This is a genomic window from Elizabethkingia argenteiflava, from assembly GCF_009904105.1.
Classification (GTDB): Bacteria; Bacteroidota; Bacteroidia; order Flavobacteriales; family Weeksellaceae; genus Elizabethkingia; species Elizabethkingia argenteiflava.
Genome location: NZ_JAAABJ010000366.1, coordinates 1 through 20,043 on the forward strand (window position 1 = coordinate 1; position 20,043 = coordinate 20,043).

General features: G+C 36.3%; 18 protein-coding genes and 2 pseudogenes. 10 read left to right on the forward strand and 10 right to left on the reverse strand.

The window, feature by feature from the left end:
• The 3 genes and pseudogenes from GNY06_RS04105 to GNY06_RS14795 form a co-directional block, all read right to left on the reverse strand.
• A partial coding sequence (locus GNY06_RS04105) for a transposase (RefSeq protein ID WP_394350826.1) occupies positions 1-299 on the reverse strand: 299 nt, incomplete at its 3' end.
• 134 nt (positions 300-433) lie between these two features.
• A pseudogene (locus tag GNY06_RS14080) lies at positions 434-1,684 on the reverse strand (helicase-related protein); the annotation flags it as partial.
• A 57-nt stretch (positions 1,685-1,741) separates the two neighbouring features.
• Positions 1,742-1,867 (reverse strand): annotated as a pseudogene (locus tag GNY06_RS14795) (hypothetical protein); the annotation flags it as partial.
• A 385-nt stretch (positions 1,868-2,252) separates the two neighbouring features.
• On the opposite strand from GNY06_RS14795, the gene GNY06_RS04115 reads away from it, so the two are divergent.
• Positions 2,253-4,235: a urocanate hydratase gene (locus GNY06_RS04115; RefSeq protein WP_166518921.1), complete on the forward strand. Its 1,983-nt coding sequence runs from the start codon at positions 2,253-2,255 to the stop codon at positions 4,233-4,235.
• Positions 4,236-4,262: 27 nt separating this feature from the next.
• On the opposite strand, the gene GNY06_RS04120 is transcribed toward GNY06_RS04115, so the two are convergent.
• The 3 genes from GNY06_RS04120 to GNY06_RS04130 form a co-directional block, all read right to left on the reverse strand.
• Positions 4,263-4,598: a DMT family transporter gene (locus tag GNY06_RS04120; protein WP_166518922.1), complete on the reverse strand. Its 336-nt coding sequence runs from the start codon at positions 4,596-4,598 to the stop codon at positions 4,263-4,265.
• Between the two features lie 66 nt (positions 4,599-4,664).
• Entirely contained in the window at positions 4,665-5,150 is a 486-nt protein-coding gene (locus GNY06_RS04125) for an ecotin family protein (RefSeq protein ID WP_244614359.1), read from the reverse strand.
• A gap of 124 nt (positions 5,151-5,274) precedes the next feature.
• A complete protein-coding gene (locus tag GNY06_RS04130) occupies positions 5,275-6,237 on the reverse strand; it encodes a sterol desaturase family protein (protein WP_166518924.1) in 963 nt (320 codons plus the stop codon).
• 769 nt (positions 6,238-7,006) lie between these two features.
• On the opposite strand from GNY06_RS04130, the gene GNY06_RS04135 reads away from it, so the two are divergent.
• Entirely contained in the window at positions 7,007-7,963 is a 957-nt protein-coding gene (locus GNY06_RS04135; RefSeq protein WP_166518925.1) for an NAD-dependent epimerase/dehydratase family protein, read from the forward strand.
• A gap of 126 nt (positions 7,964-8,089) precedes the next feature.
• On the opposite strand, the gene GNY06_RS04140 is transcribed toward GNY06_RS04135, so the two are convergent.
• Positions 8,090-9,298: a metallophosphoesterase gene (locus tag GNY06_RS04140; RefSeq protein ID WP_166518926.1), complete on the reverse strand. Its 1,209-nt coding sequence runs from the start codon at positions 9,296-9,298 to the stop codon at positions 8,090-8,092.
• Positions 9,295-10,359, reverse strand: a complete 1,065-nt coding sequence (locus GNY06_RS04145; protein ID WP_166518927.1) for a 3-oxoacyl-ACP synthase III family protein — start codon at positions 10,357-10,359, stop codon at positions 9,295-9,297. The genes GNY06_RS04140 and GNY06_RS04145 overlap by 4 nt, the downstream gene beginning before the upstream one ends.
• Before the next feature lie 467 nt (positions 10,360-10,826).
• Between GNY06_RS04145 and GNY06_RS04150 the strand changes: the two genes are divergently transcribed.
• The 7 genes from GNY06_RS04150 to GNY06_RS04180 all read left to right on the forward strand — a co-directional run bounded on the left by GNY06_RS04150 (position 10,827) and on the right by GNY06_RS04180 (position 18,214).
• The gene (locus tag GNY06_RS04150; protein ID WP_166518928.1) at positions 10,827-11,396 is read left to right on the forward strand and encodes a hypothetical protein; all 570 of its coding nucleotides are present in this window, start codon (positions 10,827-10,829) and stop codon (positions 11,394-11,396) included.
• 10 nt (positions 11,397-11,406) lie between these two features.
• Positions 11,407-12,132 (forward strand): bifunctional demethylmenaquinone methyltransferase/2-methoxy-6-polyprenyl-1,4-benzoquinol methylase UbiE, encoded by a 726-nt coding sequence (gene ubiE / locus GNY06_RS04155; protein ID WP_166518929.1) that lies wholly within the window; start codon positions 11,407-11,409, stop codon positions 12,130-12,132.
• A gap of 123 nt (positions 12,133-12,255) precedes the next feature.
• Positions 12,256-12,558: a hypothetical protein gene (locus GNY06_RS04160; RefSeq protein ID WP_166518930.1), complete on the forward strand. Its 303-nt coding sequence runs from the start codon at positions 12,256-12,258 to the stop codon at positions 12,556-12,558.
• A complete protein-coding gene (locus GNY06_RS04165; RefSeq protein ID WP_166518931.1) occupies positions 12,558-12,851 on the forward strand; it encodes a cell division protein ZapA in 294 nt (97 codons plus the stop codon). The genes GNY06_RS04160 and GNY06_RS04165 overlap by 1 nt, the downstream gene beginning before the upstream one ends.
• Before the next feature lie 232 nt (positions 12,852-13,083).
• Complete coding sequence (rny, locus tag GNY06_RS04170) at positions 13,084-14,652, forward strand: ribonuclease Y (protein ID WP_166518932.1); 1,569 nt, start codon at positions 13,084-13,086, stop codon at positions 14,650-14,652.
• Positions 14,653-14,935: 283 nt separating this feature from the next.
• On the forward strand, positions 14,936-17,251 hold the full coding sequence (locus tag GNY06_RS04175; RefSeq protein WP_166518933.1) for an ATP-dependent helicase: 2,316 nt from the start codon (positions 14,936-14,938) through the stop codon (positions 17,249-17,251).
• A 495-nt stretch (positions 17,252-17,746) separates the two neighbouring features.
• Positions 17,747-18,214: a helix-turn-helix domain-containing protein gene (locus GNY06_RS04180; protein WP_166518934.1), complete on the forward strand. Its 468-nt coding sequence runs from the start codon at positions 17,747-17,749 to the stop codon at positions 18,212-18,214.
• Between the two features lie 57 nt (positions 18,215-18,271).
• Here GNY06_RS04180 and GNY06_RS04185 read toward each other — a convergent pair whose 3' ends face one another.
• Positions 18,272-18,499, reverse strand: a complete 228-nt coding sequence (locus GNY06_RS04185) for a hypothetical protein (RefSeq protein WP_166518935.1) — start codon at positions 18,497-18,499, stop codon at positions 18,272-18,274.
• Between the two features lie 523 nt (positions 18,500-19,022).
• Positions 19,023-19,301, reverse strand: coding sequence for a hypothetical protein (locus GNY06_RS04190; protein ID WP_166518936.1), 279 nt, complete (start codon positions 19,299-19,301; stop codon positions 19,023-19,025).
• 618 nt (positions 19,302-19,919) lie between these two features.
• Here GNY06_RS04190 and GNY06_RS04195 point away from each other — a divergent pair.
• On the forward strand, positions 19,920-20,043 hold a 124-nt coding region (locus GNY06_RS04195; RefSeq protein WP_166518937.1), incomplete at its 3' end, for a transposase.

Consider the following 20,043-nt stretch of genomic DNA (forward strand, 5'->3'; position numbering starts at 1 on the left):
ATCGTGATGATGGCCACTTTTTGGACTTCCCATTGCCAACATTTGTCCCTGGTTATCACACAGAAAAATGCTGTTGGTGGTTTTTGCCTTTTTCTACCCTGATAGCCTAGCTTTTCACCTCCCATTAGGCTTGGGGTGTGGCTGCCGTCCAACTGAACGCTTGACATATCCAATTTTCTTTTATTAAGAAGCAAAAGACCTATCCAAACCTTTCTGAAAGATCCATCTTTGATCCATTTATTGAAATAATAGTAAATGCTTTGCCAGCAGATTTTCTCTTTGCCAAAATATTCTTTCAAACTTAATTCTCGCCACTGACAGCCTGTTTTTAGGTGAATTAGTCAATACTTAATCTGACAGTTGAGCAATTTTATTGATTAGATTCTCTCCAATTTCTCTATTTGAATATTTTTATGTTTTAGTTTAAAAAAACTCATCTTCCGGATCGTCTCCCCGAGTACTCTGGACTTTCTTGTGTCAATTCTCGTGAAAACCGCACTTTATTCTCCGTTTCTTTTTCTTTCACATAATCCCGGTTCTTAGCGATTTTCTGGGATTCTTCCTTCTCTAATCTGTAATTGAGTAATTAATTCTTTTCTTAGCTCCGGAAGGTTTTCTATCTGTAAGTCCAGCTCTTTGATTTTGGATTCGGTCATTTCAGTTTGCTTTTCTATTTAGATAACATTTACGCCTTTTTCAGCCAGTTCCGACCTCGTAATTTCCCCTTTTCTATAATCCTCATACTTTCTCAGCACAAAAGCACTGTCCGCAAGAAATTTATTCTTTTCGCTTTCAATCCGCTTTTTCATCAGTTCAACTTCGATATTAGCTCTGGTTTCGGGATTGGTGATAATCGCAGTTTTTAGTTCCTGCGTATTGATGTCCGAAACATCGATTACATATGCACCTTTCTTCATCGCTTCCAAATATCTTGCTTGTTTGACTTGTAGTTTCTGAAGCATAAAAACATCAATGCTGTCATTGGTCAGCATAAAGTTTGCTCTGATATTTTAGTGCTTATTTCCCTGTCTCCAAAATCTTCCTTCTACTTGTCTTAATGATGTGAAATTATACGGTAACGTCAGTAAATATTCATCTGAGGTATTCTCCTGAAGATTCATTCCCTCCTGAATGGCTTCACTTCCGATGACCACTTTTATTTTTCCCGAATAATTCATCCTGAATCTTTAAACGGTTCGGTTTACTTGTTGCTCCGGTAATAATCCCAACTTCATCAAGCTTGTAGCCAACTTCCTGCAAGAGATATTCTTTCAGCTTTGGAAATTCTTCTACTGCCAGTTCGGAATAAATCAGCTGCCCCGATTCGGGAATGTCTTTTTTATTCTGCCGGATTAAATTCATTGTTTCATTTAATTTCGGAGAATTTTCTACAAACTCTTTTAAAGTCGGGGCTTCACCATCATAATAAGGAGAAAGATAGGGGTGATATGGCAATTTTTCTTGCATTCAAAATATGAGTAAGAATGGCTCCTTTTTCACCTCCATTGAAGCTTTCGGTCAGTAGATCGTACTGTTCTTCGGTAAGGTCATTCTGCTCAATTTTATATTCTTTACTGATTTTGTTTGGACGAATAAGTTCAGAATTTTCTTCTTCTCTTTTAACATCAATGAATTCCGACAGAAGCTGCTGAAAAAGAGAATTGTTTTTAAACCTACGTACATTGATTTCTGAAGATTCCGCACTCTTTCCTGTTGCTTTTCCTTCTTTGACGTTCCAGAGTTTCGGATTAATGTTTTTCTTCATTCCGAAATGGGCTTCTTTTCGGTCAATCGTAATCCTGCAATATACAGGTAAGCTTTCGTCTTTTTTTGCTTGTCTCTTTTCAAAAAGAAAAGGACTTTGAATGTACTTCTCATACGTTTCATTTTTATAGTTGTAAAATTAAATTCAACCTCTAAAAATGAGCGATTTGCAGGGCGGGCAATATCTGTCGGTTATAAGTCAAATACTGCCATTTTAGCTCTTTTTGTGTCCTCCTTTTGACTGCATATAAGGGGGGGGTACGATTTAGAGCGTCATCTTTGGCGCTCAATGGCTGTTTTATGGCTTTTTATGTCTAATTTGTACCTTATAAAATCATCAATATGTTGACACTTTCCTCTTTTTGTCAAGGTTTGTCTGCATATTGGGTATTATTTAATAATTTTAATAAAAAACAGTTGAAATTTTTTTTAATGCAAGTGGAATACTTATTTTTATAGACAGCTTTTTTAATCACAAAAATTACAGGATGACTTTCAAAGAACAGATACAACAAGGCATATCCAATATTCTGCCCCCTTTAAAGGCTTATGATACCAGCGTGAGCCATGCACCCAAGCGCAAAGAAATCTTATCCCGAGATGAAAAAAAATTAGCCTTGAAAAATGCTTTGCGTTATTTTAAAGCGATTCATCATAAAACCCTTCTTCCAGAATTTAGAGAAGAACTGGAAAAATATGGTCGTATTTACATGTATCGTTTTCGTCCTGATTATGAAATGTTTGCCAGATCTATAGACGAGTATCCTGGAAAATCACAGCAGGCAAGAGCCATACAGTTAATGATACAAAATAATCTGGATAAAGCCATAGCCCAACATCCACATGAGCTGATTACCTATGGTGGCAATGGAGCTGTATTCCAGAATTGGGCTCAGTATTTATTGACGATGAAATATTTATCATCCATGACCGATGAACAAACTTTGGTTATGTATTCCGGACATCCTATAGGCTTATTTCCCTCTCATAAGAATGCCCCAAGAATGGTTGTAACCAATGGTATGGTCATTCCCAACTACTCTCAGCCGGATGATTGGGAAAAGTTCAACGCCTTGGGCGTCTCACAATACGGACAGATGACAGCGGGGAGTTACATGTATATAGGACCTCAAGGAATTGTACATGGAACAACGATTACGGTTTTAAATGCCTGTAGGAAAATTGATGACAGTGGTACTACAGGAAAATTATTTGTAACGGCTGGGCTCGGTGGAATGAGTGGCGCACAGCCTAAAGCTGGAAATATAGCCGGGCTAATTTCTGTTACCGCAGAAGTCAACCCTTCGGCAACCTTCAAAAGACATGAACAAGGCTGGGTGGATGAAGTGATTTTGGACTTAGATGAATTGGTCAATCGGGTGAGAAGAGCCAAAGAAAATAAAGAAGTGGTTTCCATTGCTTATAACGGGAATATAGTGGAGGTATGGGAAAAATTTGACCAGGAGAATATTTATATTCATCTGGGATCAGACCAAACCTCTCTCCATAATCCTTGGTCGGGAGGCTATTATCCGGTAGGACTCTCCCTAGAAGAAGCAAATATCATGATGGCAGAAGATCCGGAGTTATTTAAAATTAAAGTGCAGGAATCCTTAAGGCGCCATGTAGCAGCCATTAACAGACATACAGAAAAAGGCACATATTTTTTTGATTATGGAAATGCTTTCTTGTTGGAGTCGGCCCGGGCAGGTGCTGATATCCTGGCCGAAAATGGGGTAGACTTTAAGTATCCCTCGTATGTACAGGATATTATGGGACCCATGTGTTTTGATTACGGGTTTGGACCTTTTCGTTGGGTTTGCACCTCTGGAAAACCCGAAGATCTGCAAAAAACAGATGCTATTGCTTGTGAGGTTTTAGAGTCTATTATCGCTCATTCTCCCAAGGAAATTCAACAGCAAATGCAAGATAATATAACCTGGATTAAGGGCGCTCAACAGCATAACTTAGTGGTGGGTTCACAGGCGCGTATTTTATATGCAGATGCAGAAGGACGGATTAAAATAGCAAAAGCTTTTAATGATGCTATAGCTAAAGGGAATATGGGGAGCATCGTTTTGGGACGGGATCATCATGATGTCTCGGGTACAGACTCTCCGTTTCGGGAAACCTCAAATATTTATGATGGTTCCCGGTTTACAGCAGATATGGCCATACAAAATGTGATTGGCGATAGCTTTCGGGGAGCGACTTGGGTCTCCATCCATAATGGAGGGGGCGTAGGTTGGGGAGAGGCGATTAACGGTGGATTTGGAATGTTACTCGATGGGACACTAGCAGCGGAACAACGTTTAACATCTATGTTGCATTGGGATGTGAACAATGGCATTGCGCGACGCGCCTGGTCCCGAAATCAAGAGGCTATTTTTGCCATTAAAAGAGCTATGCAAGAGGATCCCCTTCTAAAAGTAACCTTACCCAACCTGGTCGATGAAAATCTGCTGAAATGAAGTTAGGCGAGCTCTCTTATAAGTTTTTTAATGCGAAGATATTTTAGAAAAAAGATTAATAATCACGACACCTGCTATAATGAATATAAAACCTATAATAGCAGCCATATCAGGGATTTGTTTATACACAATAGCACTTATAATGGTAACGAGGACGATTCCTGCAGCCGACCATATCGCATAGGCAACGCCTACAGGGATGTTCTTTAATGAGAGGCTTAAAAGATAAAAAGCAGCCGAATACGAGCCTATACTAATAATACTGGGAATTATCTTGGTAAACTGTGTAGAGGCTTTAAGGGTAGATGTTCCGATGGTTTCCAGTATAATGGCTAGAGAGAGGTAAAAATAAGTAAGTTTCATGAAATATACTAAGTGTTAAAAAAATAAAAAAGTTCTCGAAACGAGAACTTTTAAATTAGAGATTATTTATTTTTTCTTTTCTAAAATCTCAGTAGCACTATAAAAATCGGGATCGGCCTGATATATTTTATATTTGGCATCATACCCTTCAGGTATATACAGAACAATAGGCATTCTGCCATTGTAATCCGTTAAATAGCCTGAAGAAGTTACAAATTCCATTTTGGGATGAGCATCTCGACAAGCTTTTCGTGTAGAACCTATATCACCCTTGGTGGTGAAAGTTAGATAAGTATAGCCCCATCCTTCTAAAGGGGTATTTTTAAATTCTCCACTTAGAAATGTTTTGTTACATCCATCTGTTTGCATGGTTTTTCCTACAAAAATTTCTATCTTTTTATTGATATCATTTGCAGAATGGGGTACCTCGATAACCATTTGTTTTTGTCCTTTTTGAGGTGGAGGAAACGCTTCTAATCCTACCTTATAAATAGATTGAGCCATGAGTGATGTAGAGATTAAACTCAGTCCTAAAACACTGGTGGTAGACATAATTTTTTTTAGCATGATAAACTTGAAATTATTATATTCAATTATTCTGGCAATTAGTGTACCAAAATCGGTAATTAAAAAAATAAGACCATGAATATAGTTTTTTATTTTAAGGTTAATGTATTTATTTGGAGGTATCAGCTGCTTTATGATATACTGGAGATATGTTCATATTTCTTTGTTTCTTTATACGTTCTGCACGTTGATAATCTTTCACCGTTTTTCCCGTGCCATCATGACGCCAGCCCGGAGGATAGAAGATATACTTAAGGCGGTCTGTTAAGCTCAGATTAGGTTGAGCTAAGTCCTTGCCCAGCTTTTTCCATTCATAGAATATAACATTAATAGGGCCGCGATCTTTAGGTTTCGGATAGATCCCGTATTTTACAGGTGTTTCAGGGTCTTCTTTTTCGAAGGTGCCAAATAATTTATCCCAGATAATAAGCATCATCCCCATATTTTTATCTAGGTATCGAATATTACATGCATGGTGTACGCGATGGTGGGAAGGCGTGACCAGTATATGCTCCAAGATCCCCATATTTTTAATCGTCTTGGTATGTACCAGTGTTCCATAGACTTGTACAATAGCATAAACGACCATAATATGCCAAGGATTAAAGCCTAAAAAAGCTAAAGGAGAAAAGAATAGATATCGGTAAAGAGGTTCAAATACTGAGGATCTGAAACCTGTTGAAATATTGAAAAATTCTGAATTATGATGGGTGATATGTATAGCCCAAAATAGCCGAGACTTATGGTCTACCAAATGTAACACATAATAGGCGAAATCTTGTAGCAGGAACACAGCGATCCAATACCATATATTTTCTTCCCAGGTGAAAAGCCTATAATGGTAGAAGAAAAACATGAAACCCATTGCAAAAGCCTTCATCAATAGGTCCAAACCATAATTAAGTAAGGCTAAATAAACATTAGTAGCTGTATCTTTAGTTTCATACAGTTTTTGCTTATTAAAATGACTATAGGTCATCTCGCCTAAAATTACGGCAAGATTTAAAGGAATGGCCCAGGAATATACAATGCCCTGGCCATCTTCTGTAAATAAATAGTTCCAATCTATCATGGTGCAAAAATAATTAATAATATTGAAGATCTTTATTTAAATTTGAGACTTCTTCGCTTTCTTATTATTGATTTTAGTTTCAAAATTACGCAAAGAATTTATTTTTATATAGTTAAAAGAATCGATATTCGTGAACGATTGTTTTACATTCTTTAAACTTTAATTTCTCTTTCATCAATAGAGGAGGGGGAGAGTAGGTCATCATATATACTTGATGTGATCTCCTAAGGGATTCGGAATAAAGCTTAGCACAATCTGAGTTGATGGTCATCTGGTAATGGCTATCACATTGTAAGGCATTTGATTTTTGAGTACAGCATAAACCATCAGGTGGGCACACTTTTATGAAGTGATCCTGTTATGGGGTTTCCATATTTTTAATTTTATAACAAAATTTTAGGGTTTATGTTCCGCATTGCGACTCATTCTTATTGTAATATTAACCTTATTCCCATAATAAATTTATTTATGCAAAAATAGGTATAAGTTGGGTTTAGAAGTCCTTTATAAATAATGTCTTCCTCCGTAAACAGTACATCTATCCATAAAGCGCTTTTTTTTGCAATCATCATATAGTCTTGTATCATGCTTATGGTGTATAAAAATTCAAGAATATTTGCAAATGTGGATATAGTGCATAAGTGCAATTTGTCTAGCCATACTTCCTATGATAGAAAGTACATTTCTCAAAATATCATTCTCTAAACAAAAATAAAAGATATCTGACATAGATATACAATAAATAATTAACTTTGTCAAGTTTAATCGTTTGAAAGTGGAGAAAATACTAATTACTGGTGCTTTAGGGCAAATAGGTACAGAGTTGTGTGGTAGGCTGTCGGCCTTGTATGGTACTAACAATATTGTTGGTTTAGGATTAGAAGAGGAAAGTAAAGCGGCAGATATTGCACTAGGGACTTATATTAGCATGGATGTCACGGATTCGGTGGCGCTTCAGAAAGTTATAGAGGAGCACGAAATTACAACAGTCTATCATTTGGCATCCTTATTATCCGGGACTTCAGAGAGCAATCCTCCTTTGGCCTGGCATATTAATGTAGACCCATTAATTTTTTTTTTAGAAAGGGCAAAAGAGAAAAAGATTAAAAAGCTTTTTTGGCCCAGCAGCATAGCCGTATTTGGGGGTGGAATTCCTAAAACAAACGTGGGGCAAGAAGTGCCTTTGAACCCTACCACGGTATATGGGATTTCTAAGCTAGCGGGAGAAAAATGGTGTGAGTATTATTTTAATAAGTATCAAGTAGATGTTCGTAGTATTCGTTATCCGGGCTTAATATCCTGGAAGGCCCCAGCAGGAGGAGGGACTACAGATTATGCGGTAGATATTTTTTACAAGGCCATACAGGAACAGAGGTATACCAGCTTTATTAAAGAAAATACGGCCTTGCCTATGTTGTATATGGAGGATGCGATAAGCGCTACATTGAAATTGATGGAGGTTTCCCAAGATCAAATTTCAGTAAGAACTTCTTATAACCTCGGAGGCATGTCTTTTACACCCCAAGAGCTAGCTGCAGAGATTAAAAAGGAAATATCCGAATTTAAGATAGACTATGAGCCCGATTTTAGGCAGGCTATTGCAGAGAGTTGGCCTTCAAGTATCAATGATTCAGTGGCGAAAAAAGACTGGGGCTTACAATATGATTTTGATATCACAGCGATGACCAAGGACATGCTGCTAAATCTAAAAAAGAAGTTGAGATAAATTAAATATGGCAGTATATCATTTTCTTCTTTTAGTTTTAGCCTTTAAATAAAAAAGAATGTGCTCCGAATTTCGGAGCACATTCTTTTTTTAGATGTTTTCGAGAGAAAAACATCTAAAAAAATCTTAAATCAGTTCAAAAACAGTTATTTCGGGATTTATTCCGACTCTTCCTGGATATCCGATGACACCAAACCCTCGGTTGACATATAAAACTTTCCCCATGGATTCATAAAGATCTGCCCATTTCGGATATTTATATTGTACAGGAGACCATTTTATATTTTTTAGATCGAGCCCAAATTGCATACCATGCGTATGTCCGGAAAGGGTCAGGTGGATATTAGAAGGATGTTTTTTTACGATCTCGTCAAAATGTGTAGGATCGTGAGACATGAGTATCTTTGGAGCCTCTATAGGAATATTACGGGTTGCTCGATCTAAATCTCCATACTGAGGGAAGGGAGGAAGTCCCCAGTTTTCGACACCTACAATATAAAGTTTTTCCCCATTTTTCTCTATCGTTGTAAATTCATTTCTAAGTATTTGAAATCCAGCTTGCTTCTCCAATTCGATGAGTTTAGGGATATTCTGATCGTGTTCTGCCTTGCTTTTCCATTTTCCATAGCCGCCATAGTCGTGATTGCCCAGCACGGCGTATTTACCATCTTTAGAGCGGATGCTAGAAAATAGAGAAACAAAGGGTATAAATTCCTCAGCATAGGCGTTCACCATATCACCTGTGAAGAGAATAAGATCTGCACCTTGTGCATTTATCATATCAATGGCATGCTGTAGCTTTTCAGGGTGAGAGAAACTCCCGCAATGGACATCGGAAATCTGTAATATTTTGTAGCCTTTGAAGCTGGCAGGAAGTTGGGGAAATTTGATTTTTACTTTTCTTACAAAGTGTCTATACTTTCCCCATATAATGCCATCTAGAAAAGCGTAAGACAGCATACCACCTAAGCCTAGAGCTGTAAGGCTTATAAATTTTCGCCTTCCAGGGAAGTTTTTTTTGGGATGTCTAAACTTTTGGACACCAAACTCCGCCAGGCGGAAGAAGTCCCCCAATAACAGAACCAGTGCAGCGAGAACTTTGGGAACAAAAAATAATGTAAACAGGCTGGCGAGCCAGTGTATTCGATGTAAGTCCCGGCTCCCTTTATCATAGCTGAGCATAAGAACTATCACCACAATGTAGAGCAGTAGAGTAAAACACCAGTAAGCTCGGCGTATTTTTTTACTTTCAACTATATTCTTAATAGCCTGATAAACATAAAATTCTAAGATCAGGATACCACAAAAAATATAGGGAAATAGCTTGTTAATCATTTGTTTTTATAGATGATACAATTGATGTTCATTCCTGCTCCTACTGAGGCCATTGCAATATAGCCCCCTTTTTTAAAACAATGCCTTGGCATTTGATTTTTTTTAATCATATCATACATGGTAGGGATTGTTGCTACAGAGGAATTTCCAAATTCTTGAATGGTCATCGGAGCGATATCTTCTCTATCCACTTTTCCATATAGTTTAAATAGCCTGTGGATAATGGCGTGATCCATCTTGGCGTTGGCTTGATGGATGAGAATTTTGTCCATATCGTCCAAATCTAAACCTGCTTTATCAATAGTTTCTTTTATAGCAATCGGGACGTTTTTTAAGGCATATTCATAAATCTTACGACCCCGCATACGTATAAATAATCTATCTGATTCTAAAGAAGGATTTAAAGAGCGGTCATTGCTTAGATAGTCTAATTCTACCTCATTATCACAGATCGTGTTTGAGGTAATAAAACCCTCTTCTGTATTTTCCTTAGCCTCAACAATAACGGCTCCCGCTCCATCGGCAAAGATGAGTCTGTCACGATCATGAGGGTCCACGACGCGGCTTAAAGTTTCGCTGCCCACTACTAAAATAGTTTTGGCTCTTTTCGCCTGAATAAGATCATTCGCCAGAATCACACCCTCTACCCAGCCAGGGCAACCGAAAATCATATCGTAATTAACACACTTTCGATTTTTAATCTTTAATTTATTCTTTATCCTTGCAGACATTGAGGGCATAAAATTGGCTGAACCGTTAGGGTTCACCTCTCCGAAGTTACTCGCTAAAATAATATAATCTATATTTTCCCGATCTATCCCTGCTTCGGCTATGGCTTCTTCAGCAGCTTTCGCTCCAATATCACTATTTAAAAGATCATCCGTAATATAGCGGCGCCTCTCAATTTCTGTAATTTCAACAAATTTTTCTATGATTTGATGGTTAGTTTTTTCAATTTTATCACCATTTTCATCATAAAAAACAGCATCGTTAAAATAGGAACCATCAATAATTCTTTCAGGAAGATAGTGGCCAGAACCGGTAATTACAGTTTTAAGCATTAGTTATTAATTATAAATAAGTATTATATTATAAATAAGTATTATATAGTCCGCAAAGGTAAGAATTAAATATTGAAGTTGTTTAAGATTTCCGAATGAGTATTGTGTAAAAGTCAATTAAATAACCGTTTCTTTAATGTAAATATTCATGATTAAACCTTATCAGTAGGGTTTTGAAAACGTATATCCCAACATTTTTTTCTACAACCAATTTTATTTTCTATAAACTTTCTTCAAAAATATACGTGTTACCGGTGATACTTTTCCATTGCGAAATCTTTACGGGCAAATTTTGTTTCTAATATTGGTGTCTATAAAGTCCTCTGTATCGAACTTAGCATCTGTATTTAATCAAAGTATCCATCAGTCCAGAGTAAGTCAACACCATTCTTTAAACAACTACAGAGTTATAACACTAAGAACAAAATTATTCTTAACTTTGCAGGGCTTATTTTTGATACATCACTATGAGGAAACTCACACCATCTGTAAAAGGACTTATTTTTTCTTTTTTAGCTGTTATAGGGGCTTTTGCTATTTATTATAACTATCTGAAAAAAGAGAATCAATATTTGGTAGACAATCCTACGCCCGATGTCTATTATTTTAAAATTAATGATGATGCTGAGAAAATTATTGCGTCTGGCCAGTATGTGAATGTGGCGCTTTCCACAGGTGAAAACAATATAAAAGTATTTGATCGGAATAAAAAACTACTCTATGATTCTCTCTTTACAGTGAGTAAAGTACGAGGACTGCTGAATATTACCCATCAGGATTATTATATCAACAGACAGTACTATGGTTACAATATTGATAAGGATTCTCTTCGGGCTCAGCACGCGTTGAAGGTAGATGGGGAAACACTTTTCACCGATGCCCAAAAGGTTAATAAATTATATACTGAAGATTTTTACTATAATGTAAACGAAGATTATGATGCCGTCATTAAAAATATGCAGAAATTAGAATCCAGAACAAAAATATTCAGGAAACAAGATTTTTTGAACTATTATAAAAATTATTATAACGAATAAAGTGAATTCCTTGGAACATAACACTGTAAAGCCATATAAATCAGCTGGAAGTAAAAAGAATCAGGTAGAGGAGATGTTTGATAATATCGCACCTAAATACGATTTACTTAATCATGTCCTTTCTATGAAGATTGATGTCAGTTGGCGCAAGAAGCTGGTGCATTGGTTGAAGATGGATCACCCGAAAAGGGTATTAGATGTAGCGACAGGTACCGGAGATCTGGCCCTGGCAATAAACAAAGGAACACATGCTCAGGTGGTGGGTTACGATTTGGCCCAGCAAATGCTGAATGTAGGTATTGAAAAAATAAAAAAAGCAGGTTTAGAAGATCAAATACAAATGATGAAGGGTGATGCCGAGAAGATGCCCTTTAAGGATAACGAATTCGATGCCATCACCGCTGCCTTTGGGGTTAGAAATTTTGAAAATTTGCAACAAGGTCTTGCTGAAATGAAGCGGGTGGTCAAGCATCAGGGAAATGTTTTCATTCTTGAATTCTCAAAAGTAGAAGGTTGGATGTCTCCTCTATATATGTTTTATTTTAAGCAGATTTTACCCGTTATAGGGAAAATCATTTCCAAAGATAATTGCGCCTATACTTATTTGCCTGATTCAGTGAATGCTTTCCCTTATGGCGAAAAAATGAAAAATATATTGTTGGAGTTGGGTTTTTCTAAAGTGGAATATAGAAAGCTAAGCCTGGGAATAGCAACTCTTTATAAAGCAACAAAATAACCAATAGTATAAAACTAGTGGGATATGATGAGAATAGGATATGCAATAAAAGTGAAGCTGTAGATTAGGAATATGAAATTAATTTGTTATTTTTGCTTTAGGTTAGAATTATAAACTTCGACAATGCTGGAGAACTTAGAAAGCAATTTTGCATCGCTCGAGAAAAGGATACTTAAATTAACCTCTAATTATAAGAATCTTTTAGATAAATATGCAGTGCTTTCAAGTAAATATGAAGGCTTGAAAGCTAAATATGAAGAGGAGAACGCCAAAAATGAAGAATTGCGGGAGGAATGTAGAAGAGTAAAATTAATATCAGCGGTATCGGGAAATCCAGAGCATAATCGTTTGATGAAAGGACATATTAATAGATTAGTGAAGGAAATAGATGCCTGTATATCTCAACTTCAAAATACAGGTTTATAATGGAGTTTAGAAGAATTACCATCACTATAGCTGGGAGAAATTATCCTTTGAATGTTCCTGCAGCCGAGGAGGAAACTTTGCGTAAGGTAGGAAAGCAGATTGAGGAGATGATAAAAGAATTTGAAGCGAATTTCGCCGTTAACGATAAACAAGATGCATTAGCGATGTGTGCCCTTAGATTGGGAACGGATGCTGAGATTAATAAACTGAATAGCGAAAAGCATATCAATAGTTCAAATAAAATGTTAATCTATTTGAACGACTTATTGCAAAAAGAATTGGGGGAATTGTAAAATTCTTCTTTTTAACGATTGCCTACATTAGTTCTAACACAAGCAGGTAAACTCAACGCAAACAATTTACCGAGCAAAAGTTTGCTGAATGGCGTGCCGAGATATTCGGATTACAGACAGTAAAAATCAGCTCAAATCGTGTAGATTCGGAGTTTACTCTAATCACAGAGCTAATGTAGGTTTTTTTTATAGAAATGAACAATAGAGCAAATAAAGTAAAATTAAACTATATATGATAACCATTATTATTGTCGGCATTATATGCCTCATTATAGGAGTTTCAGCGGGTTTTTTATTCTCCAAAAGCGCGTTGAATTCCAAAGGTAGATTTATTATTGAAGATGCTAAAAAGAGTGCTGAAAATATTTTAGAAAAATCGAAAGTCCAAGCAGAAAGTATTAAAAAGGAGCGTATTGTACAGGCAAAAGAGAAATTTTTAGAACTCAAAGCGGAGCATGATCATAATATTCAGCAAAGGGAAAGAAAAATGCTGGAGATAGAAAAGAGAGTAAAAGATAAAGAAAGTAGGCTGAATGATGAACTTTCCAAAGTGGTAAAACTAGAGAAAGATTTAGCTCGCCAGCATCTCGACCTGGAAAAGAAGATTGGACAAATGGAAGTTCGTCAGCAGGAGTTAGCCATTGCTACGGCTCAGAAAGTTGAATTGCTACAGAAAATTTCTGGCTATTCCGCAGAAGAAGCAAAATCTGAACTGGTGGAAGCGCTCAAGAGTGAAGCAAAGTCTAAAGCACAGGCATATGTCACCAATGTGATGGATGAGGCTAAAATGAATGCCAAGAGTGAAGCCCGAAAAATTGTAATCCAAACCATTCAGCGTATTGGAACAGAGCAAGCGATTGAAAATTCGGTATCTGTATTCAATATAGAGTCGGATGAAATCAAAGGGCGCATTATCGGAAGAGAAGGTCGAAATATTAGAGCTTTAGAAGCGGCTACGGGAGTTGAAATTATTGTAGATGATACTCCAGAAGCTATTTTGCTTTCTTGTTTTGATCCTGTAAGAAGAGAAATCGCAAGACTATCTTTACACCGTTTGGTTACAGATGGCCGTATTCATCCTGCTAGAATTGAAGAAGTGGTAAACAAAACCACGAAGCAAATTGAAGAAGAGATCATTGAAATCGGTAAGAGAACCATTCTTGATTTAGGGATTCATGGCCTGCACCCTGAATTGGTGAAAATTGTGGGAAGAATGAAATACCGCTCTTCATATGGACAAAACTTACTCCAGCATTCGCGTGAGGTGGCAAACATAGCGGCTACGATGGCTGCTGAATTAGGTTTGAATGTCAAGTTGGCTAAAAGAGCAGGGCTTCTTCACGATATAGGAAAAGTTCCAGAGCAGGAATCCGAACTGCCTCATGCCCTTTTAGGTATGCAATGGGCTGAAAAATTTGGAGAAAATCCCGAAGTCATTAATGCCATAGGAGCACACCATGATGAAATTGAAATGACCTCATTGTTATCACCGATTATTCAGGTAGCAGATGCAATTTCTGGTGCGCGTCCGGGGGCCAGACGCCAGATACTAGAGTCTTATATGCAAAGACTTAAGGATTTGGAATCTGCGGCTCTTAGTTTTGATGGAGTCTCCAGTGCTTATGCTATCCAGGCAGGTAGAGAATTGCGCGTAATGGTAGAAAGCGGAAAAGTAAATGATGACATCGCGGCACAACTCTCTTACGATATTTCGGAAAAAATCCAGAATGAATTAACTTATCCTGGTCAGGTAAAAGTTACTGTAATTCGGGAGACCAGAGCGGTCAATATAGCGCGATAAGCGGTTTAATTTAAACCAATATAAAAAAATGAGGAACATTTAAGCTCCTCATTTTTTGTAGAATGATCAGCCATTTCAAACGAGAATTGCTTACTCGAGTAAGCACTCCTGTATAAGGCTGCTATGTTGTAAATGACAATGACCTTCTTAATAGACCTCATAAACCTCTGTTTTCATGTTGAGACTTAAAAATAAACTGGAGTGAGGGGTTATCTAAAAGTAAGGAAACGTAAAAGATTCTGTCTTTTTTCCTTAAATTTGTTCTCTAAATTTGGGATAAAGAATGGATTATTTAAAAGGACTTAATGAAGCACAATATCAAGCTGTAACTACGATTAAAGGACCTTTAATGGTACTCGCAGGAGCTGGTTCAGGAAAGACAAGGGTACTCACGATGCGTATTGCGCATCTTATCCAAAATGGTGTAGATCCTTTTAATATTTTAGCCCTTACCTTTACGAATAAAGCGGCCCGCGAGATGAAAGATCGTATCGCTAAAGTAGTGGGAGATAGCGATGCCAGAAGTATATGGATGGGTACTTTTCACTCTATATTTGCTAGAATTCTGCGTATAGAGGCTCATTGTTTAGGTTTTCCTTCCAATTTTACCATCTATGACAGCCAGGACGCATTGAATGTTATCAAAAAAGTGCTAAAGGAAATGTCCATAGATTCAGATCTTTATAAACCTAAAAAGGTATTGGGAAGGATTTCTCAATATAAAAATAACCTGATTACAGTAAACGCCTACTTCAACAGACCCGAATTAAGAGAGGCTGATGAGATGGCTAATATGAAGTTGTTAGGGGAGATTTACCGCAAGTATGTGGAAACCTGTTTTAAGTCGGGAGCCATGGATTTCGACGATTTATTGTTGCGTACCAATGAATTGTTGACTCGGTTTCCAGAAATATTAGCCAAATATCAAGATAGGTTTCGCTATATATTAGTGGATGAGTACCAAGATACCAACCACTCCCAGTATCTTATTGTAAAGGCCCTAGCTTCTAAATTTGAAAATCTATGTGTGGTAGGCGACGATGCTCAGTCTATTTATGCATTTCGAGGAGCAAATATTTATAATATACTAAATTTTAAAAAGGATTACCCCGATGCGGTAACGGTTTCTCTCGAACAGAATTATCGCTCTACCCAAAATATAGTGAATGCTGCCAATGATGTAATTGCTAAAAATCAACAGCAGTTTAAGAAAAACGTTTTCAGCGAAAATGAGCAGGGAGATAAAATAAAGGTATACCGAAGCCTTTCGGATGCAGATGAAGCTAACTTTGTAGCCGCTCAAATTTTGGAAAATAGCTTGCGAAATCAACGTCAATACAGTGATTTTGCTATTCTATATAGAACCAATTCTCAAACCCGTGCTTTTGAAGATGCCTTAAGGCGAAAAAATATTCCTTATAAGGTTTACGGAGGACTTTCTTTTTATCAGAGAAAGGAAATAAAAGATTTTATTGCCTATTTAAGACTTTTGATCAACGAGAATGATCAGGAAGCTTTATTGCGTATTATTAACTATCCTACCCGAGGTATAGGAGAGACAACTCAGAATAAATTAATTGTGGCGGCCGACCAGTTGAATATTTCTATAGCCGAATTGCTCAATAATCTTCCCCTCTATGCTTCTCAGGTTGGACTCAATGCAGGAGTTGTGAATAAGCTCATGGAGTTCTGGAGTATGATTAAAGCTTTTCAGGTGATGATGAAGACCGAAACGCTTTATCAAACAGCTATGGAGGTGGCGCAGCGAAGCGGTTTGATCAAGCTGTTGAAGTCTGATCAAACGCCGGAAGGGGTCTCCCGAATGGAAAATATACAGGAATTACTGAATTCTCTCCAGGGGTTTATGGAAGAACAGCAGCAGTTGGAAGGTGGGGACGCCAGTCTTTCCAATTTTTTAGAAAACATAGCCCTCTCTACGGATACCCAAGATAAAGAAAACGATCCCAATAAAGTGTCTTTAATGACGATTCACCTTTCCAAGGGATTGGAATTTCCGGTGGTCCATCTAGTAGGTCTAGAAGAGAATCTCTTTCCATCGTTTATGAGCAGTAATACCCGTGAGGAGTTGGAAGAGGAGCGTAGACTCTTTTATGTAGCCTTAACAAGGGCGGAAAAGCAAGCGGTATTGTCTTATGCGGTTTCACGTTTTCAGTGGGGAAAAATTACAGATGCCGAACCCAGTCGATTTCTTAGCGAAGTAGATCCAGCCTATTTAGATTTTATTAATCCTGTTATGGAGAAGAGGTTTATTAATACTTCGGGTTTAAAATCTGATCTTTTCGATAGTATTTCGACTCCGCGTTTGGTTAAGAAAGAAGCGCCTAAAAAACTAAAGGTGCAACCCGCTCTAACCCCTAAAAACCTAAAACCGGTTGCCTCTGCTAAAATTAATACCCCCTCTGGAGGAGGCGTGGATCATATTGAAGTGGGAGACAGGGTGAGGCATGATAGGTTTGGAATGGGTGAAGTCGTTTTCTTAGATGGGACGGATCCGCATAATATTAAAGCTAAAGTTATGTTCCAGTATGAGGGTGAGAAAAATTTGATTTTGAAATTCGCAAAACTAACCAAGCTTTGATAACTCTGGAATATAAAAATATAGAGGAAACCTGTTGTGATTTAGGGGATATCGCCATTTAGGATTAAAAAAGAAAAAAAGATTGCTTGCGTATATAACTGATTTTTTTAATCAATTATATATGTGATTTTTTAATTTCTAAATGCACAACAGTTAACAGTTTGTGTTGAGTTAAGTGAAACTAATCAGTAGTATAGTATTGTTTACTAACAAAAAATGCTCCCAATATGGGAGCATTCCATTTCACATTAACATCATCTTCTCCTCTAAGTTTGTGTTAAAAACCAAAAATTTTTTAACATCTTACCAGGTACTACCCATATACACACGAAACGCGAAACAACACATAATGATTAATTCTTCTTTTTACCATGGATGAATAAATTCAATTCTCAGTTATTCTAATTATATTAGTGCTATCTTTGATGAGATAAATATATGGCAATTAGTTCCAAATAGCAAATATTATTGGAAATAATTTCAAATCCAGTTCAGATGAATAAAATTATAGGGATTCATATAAAAGAATTAAGGAAGAGAGAAAAGCTCACACAAATTCAGTTTTCTCATAGAATAGGTATCGATAACAGTCAGTTGAGTAAGATTGAGCAAGGAAAACTAATGCCAACCTTAGCGCAATTAATCGAAATTGCCTCCAAGTTTAATGTTTCTATTGACTGGCTGGTCAACCTTTCTAATACAACAACAAAAGAAACTTCCGAGAAAGCTTTAAGTGATGAAGGAAATATTGATAAATTAAATGAAAAACAAGTATTGGAAAGATTAAATTATTTAGAACAAAACATAGATAGTATCACAAATGAGAAACTGAAATTAATTGAGAGTAAGATTATCGCAGGAACTTTGTCTACCAATAAATTATTAAGAATAGTTTTACTTCAACTGGATATAGATGAGAAAAAAATAAATAAGATTGATAAAGAGGATGAAATGAGGATTTAAAATAGATGATTGGGATTTGATGAATCTGAATAAATAGTTGCGTCTTTAATGATCAGATTAATTAGAGAGTATTTTCTTTAATTGGTTAATGGGATCGTCGCAGTCTATAGTTCCTTCAATTATAAAGCGGGACAGATACTTTTCTTTCTTTTCGAATATAACGTAATCCTCATATTTACTGGCTAAATATAAAGAACATCTAATGAAGTCCAAATGAGATATTTTCCCATTTAGGTATTCATTTTTATATTTTTTATCAAGTTCTATGAGTACTTTAAGGATCATATTGTCATGGTGAATTTTGAAGTTTAAGGATCAACGTTTTGACTAAAAATAAAATTATTTTGATTTAATTTTTGCTTCCTCATCAAAATACTGAGCAGTTCTTTTTATCACAGTTGTTTTGTATTCATCCAGTTCAAAGATGGTCCTTATGTATTTTAATGTTTTTTCAAATATTATAAATATAAAAATGGAGACAATGAAAAAACTAATATAGGCGACTATGTTAAAGTCAAAAATGTAATTAAATATTTGGGCGAGATATCCAAATATTAGTACAGAGTAAGAAAAAATGGGAAAAATATAAGTGTACTTATAAGGCTTTAATTTGCTTGCGACTAAAATCATTATGGGTAAAACGAATAATGTGAAATAAAAAATTGCAATATATCTGGTAGGGAATCCTCCGAATGGTTTACTCACATGATCAGGATAAAATTTTAGAAGAATATTGTCAAGAAATGGGAGTAGACCACTAAGTATCATTATTCCAGAGGATATAAAAACAAAAAAAACTTTAAGATACTTAATGTTCGACGCGGACAAACTTTTCCGGATCAATTGCCGCTTTTGCTGCTCCATATTTTGTGTTTTTATGAGTGGTTGAATTGATTGAATTTTTCTTTTCAGATTTCTCTTTTTGAGCCGGATCCGCATATTTTATTTCATGGGTAGAAGTCGTGTTTTTACGACTTAGTGCATCTGTTTGTTTAGCAGATGTACCCTCGAATATTTCTCCTGAACTTCTATCACTACATGATACTAAAAGCCCCAAAGTAGCGGCAAAAAGGATTGTTGTTTTCATTTGTGTTGTGTTTTTAAAGAATAAAGACTTTGTTTTTCTGAATTTTTGGAGTGCTTCAGTCACTTCATTTAATCATCCTTGTAAATATAATAAAAAAATGCGGAGTGTATTATAAAATCAGATTAATTTTTAGGATGTTAATATATGCAGAACCAATCTATTCAAACTACTGAATACAGGCTACTCTTTCTATACTTTTTGATTGTGTAAATTAGGTTGATGCTCTTGTCCCCAAGCTGGTCTATGATGACCGCCTATTAAAAAAAGCTTGGGCAATATCTAAGAAGGAGTCCATTATATTGGTCTGGGAGCGTCCCCACTCATTGGTAGAAACAAATTATACCCAATTGACCAAAGCAACGGGTATTGATGTTGCAAGAAACACTTATCTATAAATTTATCTCTGCCCTGCATTATTGAAAAAGAAATAAGATATACAAACCCGTGGTGCATTTAAGCAATACGAGTTTTTAAGTTGTTAATATTTCTATTGTTTAGAGCCTGTTTAAAAATAAGCGAAAAAAAAATAATAAGGGCCTCTAAAAGAAGTTTAGTGTTACGTTCTTTGAAGTGATAAAACTTTAAAAACATGTACTTAACCGACTTATCAGATGTCCATTGGAAATATATAAAAAAACGTTACAACTTGATGATAGAAAACGAAAACATAATCTACGGATTATTTGGAACAGTATTCTTTACCTTGTTAAAACAGGTTGTCAATGGCGTATGCTTCCCCAAG

Excerpts from the sequence above, each read along its gene's own strand:
- GNY06_RS04160 (WP_166518930.1), top strand. The coding sequence starts at position 12,256 with ATGCTGGAGAACTTAGAAAGCAATTTTGCATCGCTCGAGAAAAGGATA.
- GNY06_RS04120 (WP_166518922.1), bottom strand. The coding sequence starts at position 4,598 with ATGAAACTTACTTATTTTTACCTCTCTCTAGCCATTATACTGGAAACC.
- rny (WP_166518932.1), top strand. The coding sequence starts at position 13,084 with ATGATAACCATTATTATTGTCGGCATTATATGCCTCATTATAGGAGTT.
- GNY06_RS04180 (WP_166518934.1), top strand. The coding sequence starts at position 17,747 with ATGAATAAAATTATAGGGATTCATATAAAAGAATTAAGGAAGAGAGAA.
- GNY06_RS04165 (WP_166518931.1), top strand. The coding sequence starts at position 12,558 with ATGGAGTTTAGAAGAATTACCATCACTATAGCTGGGAGAAATTATCCT.
- GNY06_RS04145 (WP_166518927.1), bottom strand. The coding sequence starts at position 10,359 with ATGCTTAAAACTGTAATTACCGGTTCTGGCCACTATCTTCCTGAAAGA.
- GNY06_RS04125 (WP_244614359.1), bottom strand. The coding sequence starts at position 5,150 with ATGTCTACCACCAGTGTTTTAGGACTGAGTTTAATCTCTACATCACTC.
- GNY06_RS04175 (WP_166518933.1), top strand. The coding sequence starts at position 14,936 with ATGGATTATTTAAAAGGACTTAATGAAGCACAATATCAAGCTGTAACT.
- GNY06_RS04115 (WP_166518921.1), top strand. The coding sequence starts at position 2,253 with ATGACTTTCAAAGAACAGATACAACAAGGCATATCCAATATTCTGCCC.
- GNY06_RS04130 (WP_166518924.1), bottom strand. The coding sequence starts at position 6,237 with ATGATAGATTGGAACTATTTATTTACAGAAGATGGCCAGGGCATTGTA.
- GNY06_RS04140 (WP_166518926.1), bottom strand. The coding sequence starts at position 9,298 with ATGATTAACAAGCTATTTCCCTATATTTTTTGTGGTATCCTGATCTTA.
- GNY06_RS04150 (WP_166518928.1), top strand. The coding sequence starts at position 10,827 with ATGAGGAAACTCACACCATCTGTAAAAGGACTTATTTTTTCTTTTTTA.
- GNY06_RS04185 (WP_166518935.1), bottom strand. The coding sequence starts at position 18,499 with ATGATCCTTAAAGTACTCATAGAACTTGATAAAAAATATAAAAATGAA.
- GNY06_RS04190 (WP_166518936.1), bottom strand. The coding sequence starts at position 19,301 with ATGAAAACAACAATCCTTTTTGCCGCTACTTTGGGGCTTTTAGTATCA.